Below are 9105 nucleotides of genomic sequence, written 5' to 3'. Positions count from 1 at the left end.
GCCGGCGCCGCCCGACCCCGGATCCGGCGGGCCTCGCGGGAACGGGCTCGGGACCGGCCGCGGCAGGCGCAGCCGCCGCGGCAACGGCCGCAGGGGCGGTCGCCCGCGCAGCCGCCGCAGCCCCCGAGGGCTCCGGCGGCGGCCTGGACACCCTGACCGACCCCGACCCGCTGCCCGGAACCGGCCGTCGGCGCCGTACCGTCCCGGCCCCCGCCCCGGCCCCCACCGTGCCCCCCGTGCCCGCCCCCGCCGGAGGCCAAGGGCGCGACCACTGGCGGCGGATCGTCCCGCAGGCCCTCGTCGTCGCGTTCCTCGCCGGCGGCACCACCGCCTTCGTCGCCGCCGACAAATCCGTACGCCTCACCGTCGACGGCGAGTCCCGGACCCTGCACACCTTCGCCGACGACGTCAGCGAACTCCTCGCCGCCGAAGGCCTCGGCGTCGGCGCCCACGACCTCGTCGCGCCCGCCCGCGGGGCCGCACTCGACGACGGGGACGAGGTCGTCGTCCGCTACGGCCGCCCCCTGCGCCTCACCCTCGACGGGCAGATCCGCCAGGTGTGGACCACCGCCCGCACCGTCGAGGGCGCCCTGCGCCAGTTCGGGGTCCGCGTCGAAGGCGCCTACCTGTCCGCCCTGCGCACCGCGCCCGTCCCCCGCAGCGGCCTCGACCTCGCCGTCCGCACCGAACGCAGCATCACCTTCATGGCCGACGGCGGCGAGACCACCATCCGCACCAACGCCGCCACCGTCCGGGAGGCCCTCGGCCAGGCCGGCCTGACCCTCCAGGGCGAGGACACCACCTCCGTCCCGCCCGACTCCTTCCCGCGCGACGGACAGACCGTCACCGTGCTGCGCATCAGCGGCACCCGCGAGGTCCGCGAGGAGCACATCCCGTACGCCACCGAGCGCATCGAGGACGACACCCTGTTCGCGGGGACCGAGGTCGTCGAGCGGCCCGGCCGGCACGGCGCCCGCCGCGTCACGTACGCCCTGCGCACCGTCAACGGCGTCCGGCAAAAACCCCGCCGGGTCGCGGAGGACGTCGTCCGCGAACCCGTCACCCAGCTCGTCAGGGTCGGCACCAAGCCGCTGCCGGCCTCCGTCGCCGGCGCCGAGGGCCTGGACTGGGCGGCGCTCGCCCAGTGCGAGTCCGGCGGCCGGGCCCACGCCACCGACGCGTCCGGGACGTACGGCGGCCTCTACCAGTTCGACGTACGCACCTGGCAGGCCCTGGGCGGCACCGGCCGCCCGCAGGACGCGACCGGCGCGGAGCAGACGTTCCGGGCGAAGAAGCTCTACGTGCAGCGGGGGGCGAGTCCGTGGCCGCACTGCGGCCGTAGGCTTTACCGGTGAGCACCGCAGAGCAGCAGCCCGACAAAAACCCCGACGCCCTCCTCGGCGCGGCCGACATCCGCGAACTGGCCGCGGCCCTCGGCGTGCGCCCGACGAAGCAGAAGGGCCAGAACTTCGTCATCGACGCCAACACGGTGCGCCGCATCGTGCGCACCGCCGAGGTCCGGCCCGACGACGTGGTCGTCGAGGTCGGACCCGGGCTCGGCTCGCTGACGCTCGCGCTGCTGGAGGCCGCCGACCGGGTCACCGCCGTCGAGATCGACGACGTCCTCGCCGCGGCCCTGCCCGCCACCATCGAGGCGCGGATGCCGGAGCGCAAGGACCGCTTCGCGCTGGTGCACTCCGACGCGATGCTCGTGGAGGAGCTGCCGGGGCCGGCGCCGACCGCGCTGGTCGCGAACCTCCCCTACAACGTGGCCGTGCCGGTGCTGCTGACCATGCTCGACCGCTTCCCGAGCATCGAGCGCACGCTCGTGATGGTGCAGGCCGAGGTCGCCGACCGGCTGGCCGCCCGGCCCGGCAGCAAGGTGTACGGGGTGCCGTCGGTCAAGGCGAACTGGTACGCGGACGTGAAGCGGGCCGGGGCCATCGGCCGCAACGTCTTCTGGCCCGCCCCGAACGTCGACTCGGGCCTGGTCTCCCTGGTGCGCCGAACCGAGCCGATCAAGACCACCGCCTCCAAGACCGAGGTCTTCGCCGTCGTCGACGCGGCCTTCGCGCAGCGGCGCAAGACGCTGCGGGCCGCGCTGGCCGGCTGGGCCGGGTCCGCGGCCGGCGCCGAGGCGGCGCTCGTCGCCGCCGGCATCTCGCCGCAGGCGCGCGGCGAGTCCCTGACGGTGGAGGAGTTCGCCGCGATCGCCGAGCACAAGCCGGCCGCGGAAAGGCCGGCGCTGTGAGCGCGGGCGTGCGCACGGGCGGGGTGACGGTACGCGTCCCCGCGAAGGTGAACGTGCAGCTGGCGGTGGGTGCGGCCCGGCCCGACGGCTTCCACGACCTGGCCAACGTGTTCCTCGCCGTGTCGCTGTACGACGAGGTGACCGTCACCCCGGCCGACGAACTGACGGTGACCTGCACCGGGCCCGACGCGGACCAGGTCCCGCTGGACCGTACGAACCTGGCGGCGCGGGCGGCGCAGACCCTGGCGGCCCGGCACGGCCTGTCCGACGCGGTCCACATCCACATCGCGAAGAAGATCCCCGTCGCCGGCGGGATGGCCGGCGGCAGCGCGGACGGGGCCGGGGCCCTGCTGGCCTGCGACCTCCTGTGGGGGCTGAACAGCCCCGTCCAGGACCTCTTGGACATCTGCGCGGAGCTCGGCAGCGACGTGCCGTTCAGCCTGCTCGGCGGGGCGGCGCTCGGCACGGGGCGCGGCGAGCTGCTGACCCCCGTCGACGCCGGCACCTTCCACTGGGTTTTCGCGGTCGCCGACGGCGGGCTGTCCACGCCGGCCGTGTTCCGCGAGTTCGACCGGCTGGCCGAAGGGCGGGACATCCCGGCCCCCGAGGCCTCCCCGGCCCTGCTGGCCGCCCTCGCGGCGGGCGACCCGGACGCGCTGGCCGCCGCCCTGGCCAACGACCTCCAGCCGGCCGCCCTGTCGCTGCGGCCCGGGCTGGCGGCGACGCTGGCCGCGGGCACCGGGGCGGGCGCCCTCGCCGGACTCGTCTCCGGCTCCGGCCCGACGACGGCGTTCCTGGTCCGCGACGAGGAGGCCGCCGCCAAGGTGGCCGCCGCCCTCGAAGCCTCGGGCACCTGCCGCACCACCCGCACGGCCACATCCCCGGCCCCTGGCGCAACCCGCCTGTGACGGACAGACCACTGATTCCGATGCCCGCCCTCACCCCGGCCGCACTGCGGGCGGCTGTTGCGCAGATCGCCCCGGCGCACCTGCCGGCCTTCGTGGAACACCTTGACCGCGCGGCGGAGCAGAGCGCAGAACAGAGCACCATTGCCCCGCTCCGGTCGTTCCTGCAGTGGTGGGGGGAGTTCGTCGCCGTCCAGCGGCACCCGGCCCGCGCGGCGCGGCTGCGGGAGCTGGAGGCGCTCGCCGAAGCGGCTGCCGACCGGGAGACCCTCGACAAGGCCGTCGCCGAGATCCAGGAGATCCTCGCCGCCGCCCGGCGCGAGGCCGCCGCGTGAGCGACGACCGGACGTGGCACTACAACCCGGACGCCGAGCACGTTGTCGGGGCGTTGCCCCGAGAAGTCGTCACCGAGGTGGAGCGGCTTGCAGACCAGCTCGCGATTCTCGGTCGGGATGACCGGTGACTGGGGGCCGCGGCCCGGTCGAGGGCGGTGGTCTCCGAACCCTCGACATCTTCGGCGGCCGCGGCTTCATGACGTTCTTGGCGCCCGAGCGGCTACGGGAGATCTCCGTTGTCCGCGTGGTCTGGATCGGCTGACGGGGCCGAAGCCGCTGGACCGCGGCGCTTTGCCGGCCGACGGAGCCGGACCGGTCGCGGTGCCCGGGCCCGGCGCTGTTTCCGGGGGCGCTGCCCCCGTACCCCGCGCTCGGCGCCCGCACGCTCCCCGGCCTCAGGGGCGGGTACCCAGGGCGGAGTGAGTAGCTGCGCTCTGGTTGACGGGGTCGGGGGGCGGGAGGGTGCCCGTATGGGGAATTCCGTCAGGGACGTGGCTGCGGCCACGCCCGATTCGCGTGACCGGTACGTCGATCTGCTGCGCGTCGCCTCGCTCGGGACCGTCGTGCTCGGGCACTGGCTGATGGCCGCCGTCAGCGGTGACGGGATAGGGAACCTGCTGGCCGTCGTGCCCGGGCTGCAGGTGGTGACCTGGGGGCTCCAGGTCATGCCGGTGTTCTTCTTCGTCGGCGGGTTCTCCCACGCCCTGTCCTACCGGTCACTGGAGCGCAAGAGCGGCGGCGCCCCCGTCTACGCCGCGTTCCTGCGCGGCCGGCTGCGGCGGCTGCTGCGGCCCACGCTCGTGTTCGTGCTCGTGTGGACCGCGGGGGCGCTCGCCGTGCAGGCCGCCGGCCGGGGCGACGGGCGGCTCACCGCGGCCGCCCTGCGGATGGTCACCCAGCCCCTGTGGTTCATCGGGATCTACCTCGCCATGGTGGCCTTCACAAAGGCGATGCTCAGGCTGCACCGCCGCCTCGGCTGGGCCGCCTTCGGGCTGCTCGCAGGGGCGGCCGCCGCCGTCGACGCGCTCCGGTTCGGGCTCGGCGTGCCCTACGTGGAGTTCCTGAACTTCGCCTTCGTCTGGCTCGCCGTGCACCAGCTCGGCTTCCTCCGCGCCGACGGCAGGATCCGCAGGCCCGCCCTCCTCGCCGCCGCCGGGCTCACCGGCGCCGTACTGCTCGTCGCGTACGGCCCGTACCCGCTGTCCATGGTGGGGATGCCCGGCGAGAAGGTGTCCAACATGGCCCCGCCGACCCTCGCCCTGCTCTGCCACGGCATGTGGCTCGTCGGCGCCGTACAGCTGCTCGCCGGCCCCGCCCGCCGCCTGCTGGCCCGGCCGCGCGTCTGGCGGGGCGTCGTCGCCGCCAACGGCATCGCCATGACCGCCTTCCTCTGGCACCTGACCCCCATGCTCGCCGTGTACGCCGCCCAGCTCGCCCTCGGGCTCCGGCTGCCCGAGCCGGCCTCGGCCGCCTGGGGGGCCCAGGTGCCGGTGCGGCTGCTCCTCGCGGCCGTGCTCACCGGGCTGCTCGTCGCGCTGTTCCGCCGGTTCGAGGCCCCGGCCGCAGCGCCGACGGCCCCCGGCTCCGGCCCCCGCGCCGCCGCCGGGATCACGCTCTGCCTGCTGGGCGTCCTCGGCCTGTCCATGACCGGCCTCGGCGGCCTGTTCGACGGCCACACCGCCACCCTCGTCGCACTGCCCGTCACCGCGCCCGCCGCGATCGCGATGGCACTCGGCGGCTGGTGCCTGGTGGAACGATCCGGCTCGGCGCGGAGCGTTAGGCTGAGGGGCTGATCCACACCCTTTCCCTGGAGCGCGTCTGATGGCCGTCAATCTGGTCAATGTCGAGGCAGTCAGCAAGGTGTACGGAACCCGTGCCCTGCTCGACGGCATCTCCCTCGGCGTGTCCGAGGGGGACCGGATCGGTGTCGTCGGCCGCAACGGCGACGGCAAGACCACCCTCATCAGGATGCTCGCCCGCCTGGAGGAGCCCGACTCCGGCCGGGTCACCCAGAGCGGCGGCCTGCGCATGGGCGTCCTGACCCAGCACGACTCCCTCGACCCGGCCGCCACGATCCGCCACGAGATCATCCGCGACATGGCCGACCACGAGTGGGCCGGCAACGCCAAGATCCGCGACATCCTGACCGGCCTGTTCGGCGGCCTCGACCTGCCCGGGTTCACCCTCGGCCTGGACACCGTGATCGGCCCGCTCTCCGGCGGTGAGCGCCGCCGCATCGCCCTCGCCAAGCTGCTCGTCGAGGACCAGGACCTGATCGTCCTCGACGAGCCCACCAACCACCTCGACGTCGAGGGCATCTCCTGGCTGGCCCGCCACCTCCAGGAGCGCCGCTCCGCCCTGGTCTGCGTCACCCACGACCGCTGGTTCCTCGACCAGGTCTGCACCCGCATGTGGGACGTCCAGCGCGGCTCGGTCTACGAGTACGAGGGCGGCTACAGCGACTACGTCTTCGCCCGCGCCGAGCGGGAGCGGATCGCCGCCACCGAGGAGGCCAAGCGGCAGAACCTGATGCGCAAGGAGCTGGCCTGGCTGCGCCGCGGCGCGCCCGCCCGCACCTCCAAGCCGCGCTTCCGCATCGAGGCCGCCAACGCCCTCATCGCGGACGTGCCGGAGCCGCGCGACACCTCCGAGCTGATGCGCTTCGCCAACGCCCGCCTCGGCAAGACCGTCTTCGACCTGGAGGACGTCACCGTCCAGGCCGGCCCCAAGACGCTGCTCAAGCACCTCACCTGGCACCTGGGCCCCGGCGACCGCATCGGCCTCGTCGGTGTCAACGGCGCCGGCAAGACCTCCCTGCTGCGGGCCCTCGCCGAGGCCGCCCGCACCCAGGGCGACGTCCAGCCCGCCGCCGGCACCGTCACCGTCGGCAAGACGGTCAAGCTGGCCTACCTCTCCCAGGAGGTCGGCGAACTCGACCCGTCCCTGCGGGTCCTGGAGGCCGTGCAGCGCGTACGCGACCGCGTCGACCTCGGCAAGGGCCGCGAGATGACGGCCGGCCAGCTGTGCGAGCAGTTCGGCTTCACCAAGGAGAAGCAGTGGACGCCCGTCGGCGACCTCTCCGGCGGTGAGCGCCGCCGCCTGCAGATCCTGCGGCTGCTGATGGACGAGCCCAACGTCCTGTTCCTCGACGAGCCCACCAACGACCTCGACATCGAGACCCTCACCCAGCTGGAGGACCTCCTCGACGGCTGGCCCGGCTCGATGATCGTGATCTCCCACGACCGGTTCTTCATCGAGCGCACCACCGACACGGTGATGGCGCTGCTCGGCGACGCGACGCTGCGGATGCTGCCCCGCGGCCTCGACGAGTACCTCGAGCGCCGCCAGAGGATGATCGAGGCGGCCGCGCCGGCGCCCGCCCCTGCCCCGGCCAAGTCGGCGTCCGCGGGAGACCAGCGCGCCGCGAAGAAGGAGCTGGCGAAGATCGAGCGCCAGCTCAACAAGATGGCCGACCGCGAGACGAACCTGCACGCCCAGATCGCCGAGAACGCCACCGACTTCGAGAAGGTGGCCAAGCTCGACGCGGAGCTGCGTGAACTCATCTCCGACCGCGACGAGTTGGAGATGCGCTGGCTGGAGCTGGCCGAGGAGGCCTAGGGCCGGCCGGGCCGCGGGCGCCAACTGGCCTGATAACGGCGCTGTCACGGGCCGGTCCGCCCTTGGGAACAGGGGTGCGACCGGACCGTTGTGCGTCCCTGGGCAGTGATAGAAAGGTGATCCCCCCGACCGCCCGCACGCCGAAGGTACGCGCTGATGACCGAGCCGCCCCAGCCGCCGAACCAGCCGCCCCCGCCTTCCGGTTACGGCCACCTGCCCGGCCCGCCGCAGCCCGGTTACGGGATGCCCCCGCAGGGCCCCAACCCCTACGCCCAGGCGCCGACGCAGCCCATGGGGCAGGTGGGGTACGGGTATCCGCCGCCGCCCCAGTCCGTGCCCGGCGCCCCGCAGGGCCAGGGCACCCCGCCGAAGCGGAAGACGGCCGTCATCGTGGCGGCCGCCGTCGCGGGCGCGCTCGTGCTCGGCACCGGCGCCTGGTTCGCGTTCGGCTCCGGCGGCTCCGACGGGCCAGGCAAGCCCGCGGCGCAGAGCTCCGCGCCCGCGGACGGCAAGCCCTCCGCTTCCGCCGACAAGGGCGACGGCAGCGGCAACGGCGCGAAGGACTCCGAGGACCTCAACGCCGGCCGCAAGCAGGGCGAGGACAAGGTCCTGTGGCTGAAGACCGTCAAGCTCGACGGTCCCGGCAGCGGCGTCCCCTCGGAAGGCCATTGGATCATCGGCGACACCGTCGTCAAGAGCGCGTGGAAGAACCTCACCGCCTATGGGGCCGCCGACGGCAAGGAGAAGTGGACGCTCGCCTTCCCCACCCAGATCTGCTCCGTCACCCGCCATACCACCGGCGACGGCAGGACCGTCGTCATGTACAAGGACGGCGAGTCCGACAGCGCCAGCTGCAACCGGCTGCGGTTGGTCGACCTCAAGACGGGCAAGGAGGGCTGGACCAGGGAGGTGCCCGAGGAGGGCCTCCTCGACACCATGACCAGCCCCACCCTCGGCATCACCGGCGACACCGTCACCGTCAGCCGCGGCGGCGGCGCCAGCGCCTTCAAGGTCAGCACCGGCGACAAGCTGTTCGGCAGCGAGACGGCCGAGGGCTGCAAGCCCGGCGCGTACGTCGTCCAGAACGGCAAGATGATCGCCGTCGCGAGCTGCTTCGACGAGAACATGACCAACGAGGTCTCGGGCGCCGACCCGGTCACCGGCAAGAAGACCTGGACCTGGCGGCTTCCCGACACGTACAAGGTCACGGCCGTCTACTCGCTCGACCCGATCGTCCTCGACGTCGGCAACGAGGAGAAGAAGCAACACTCCATCGTGGTCCTCGGCCCCGACGGGAAGCAGCGCACCACGGTCAGCGGCGAGGGCACCTTCGCCACCGAGTGCATCGGCAGCCTCTTCAGTACCGTCGAGATCTGCGACGCCACCGTGGTCGACGGCGGGACCCTGTACATGCCGACCGTCACGGAGCCCGGCAAGCCCAAGGCGAACGAGATCGTCGCCTTCGACCTGGGCACCGGCAAGGCCAAGTGGCGGACCCCGTCCGGCGAGGGCCGCGTCCTGACCCCGATCAAGGCCGAGAACGGCCGGCTGATCGCCTACCGCAAGGGCGTGGGGGACCAGGGCGGCGAGGTCGTGGCGATCCCGGCCGCCGGCGGCGAGCCGACCGTGCTCCTGCGCAACCCTTCCGGGGTCTCCGCTCCGATCGAGAGCTCCTTCTACCAACCGAAGATCGACTACGTGGACGGCCGCCTCTACATCTCCTCCGCCCTCCTGAGCGCCAAGGGCACGGACGAGAAGCTCCTGATGGTCTTCGGCAAGTGAACGAGCCCACCGAGCCGCCCACCGAGAGGCAGTAGCAACCGATGAGTACCCCGCCGCCCCCCCACCAGCCGCCCGCCGGCGGTTTCGGAGCGCCGCAGGATCCCCCTCCGGGTGGGTTCGGAGCGCCGCAGGATCCCCCTCCGGGCGGGTTCGGCGCGCCGCCCCCGCCGCCGGCGCCGCCCGCCGCCCCGCAGCAGCCCCCGGCCGCCCCGCC

9 protein-coding genes are annotated in these 9105 nt (G+C 73.8%); all 9 read left to right on the top strand.

Annotated features, from left to right (window positions below):
* Positions 1-143: 143 nt before the first annotated feature.
* Positions 144-1355 (top strand): ubiquitin-like domain-containing protein, encoded by a 1212-nt coding sequence (locus AB0F11_RS36385; RefSeq protein ID WP_362183620.1) that lies wholly within the window; start codon positions 144-146, stop codon positions 1353-1355.
* On the top strand, positions 1352-2251 hold the full coding sequence (gene rsmA / locus AB0F11_RS36380; protein WP_362183617.1) for a 16S rRNA (adenine(1518)-N(6)/adenine(1519)-N(6))-dimethyltransferase RsmA: 900 nt from the start codon (positions 1352-1354) through the stop codon (positions 2249-2251). Before AB0F11_RS36385 ends, rsmA begins: the two co-directional genes overlap by 4 nt.
* Positions 2248-3159: a 4-(cytidine 5'-diphospho)-2-C-methyl-D-erythritol kinase gene (locus AB0F11_RS36375; protein ID WP_362183614.1), complete on the top strand. Its 912-nt coding sequence runs from the start codon at positions 2248-2250 to the stop codon at positions 3157-3159. Before rsmA ends, AB0F11_RS36375 begins: the two co-directional genes overlap by 4 nt.
* 20 nt (positions 3160-3179) lie before the next feature.
* Positions 3180-3491, top strand: a complete 312-nt coding sequence (locus AB0F11_RS36370; protein ID WP_362183611.1) for a hypothetical protein — start codon at positions 3180-3182, stop codon at positions 3489-3491.
* Positions 3488-3619, top strand: coding sequence for a hypothetical protein (locus tag AB0F11_RS36365; RefSeq protein ID WP_362183608.1), 132 nt, complete (start codon positions 3488-3490; stop codon positions 3617-3619). The genes AB0F11_RS36370 and AB0F11_RS36365 overlap by 4 nt, the downstream gene beginning before the upstream one ends.
* Entirely contained in the window at positions 3616-3753 is a 138-nt protein-coding gene (locus AB0F11_RS36360) for a hypothetical protein (RefSeq protein ID WP_362183605.1), read from the top strand. Before AB0F11_RS36365 ends, AB0F11_RS36360 begins: the two co-directional genes overlap by 4 nt.
* A gap of 208 nt (positions 3754-3961) precedes the next feature.
* The gene (locus AB0F11_RS36355) at positions 3962-5284 is read left to right on the top strand and encodes an acyltransferase (protein WP_362183602.1); all 1323 of its coding nucleotides are present in this window, start codon (positions 3962-3964) and stop codon (positions 5282-5284) included.
* Positions 5285-5312: 28 nt separating this feature from the next.
* Positions 5313-7109 (top strand): ABC-F family ATP-binding cassette domain-containing protein, encoded by a 1797-nt coding sequence (locus AB0F11_RS36350; protein ID WP_362183599.1) that lies wholly within the window; start codon positions 5313-5315, stop codon positions 7107-7109.
* 156 nt (positions 7110-7265) lie between these two features.
* Positions 7266-8891: a PQQ-binding-like beta-propeller repeat protein gene (locus AB0F11_RS36345; protein ID WP_362183596.1), complete on the top strand. Its 1626-nt coding sequence runs from the start codon at positions 7266-7268 to the stop codon at positions 8889-8891.
* Positions 8892-9105 lie beyond the last annotated feature (214 nt).

Origin of the sequence: Streptomyces sp. NPDC032472 (assembly GCF_040636955.1) — a bacterium.
In the GTDB taxonomy this organism is placed as follows: Bacteria; Actinomycetota; Actinomycetes; order Streptomycetales; family Streptomycetaceae; genus Streptomyces.
This window is presented reverse-complemented; position numbering and strand designations above follow the sequence as displayed.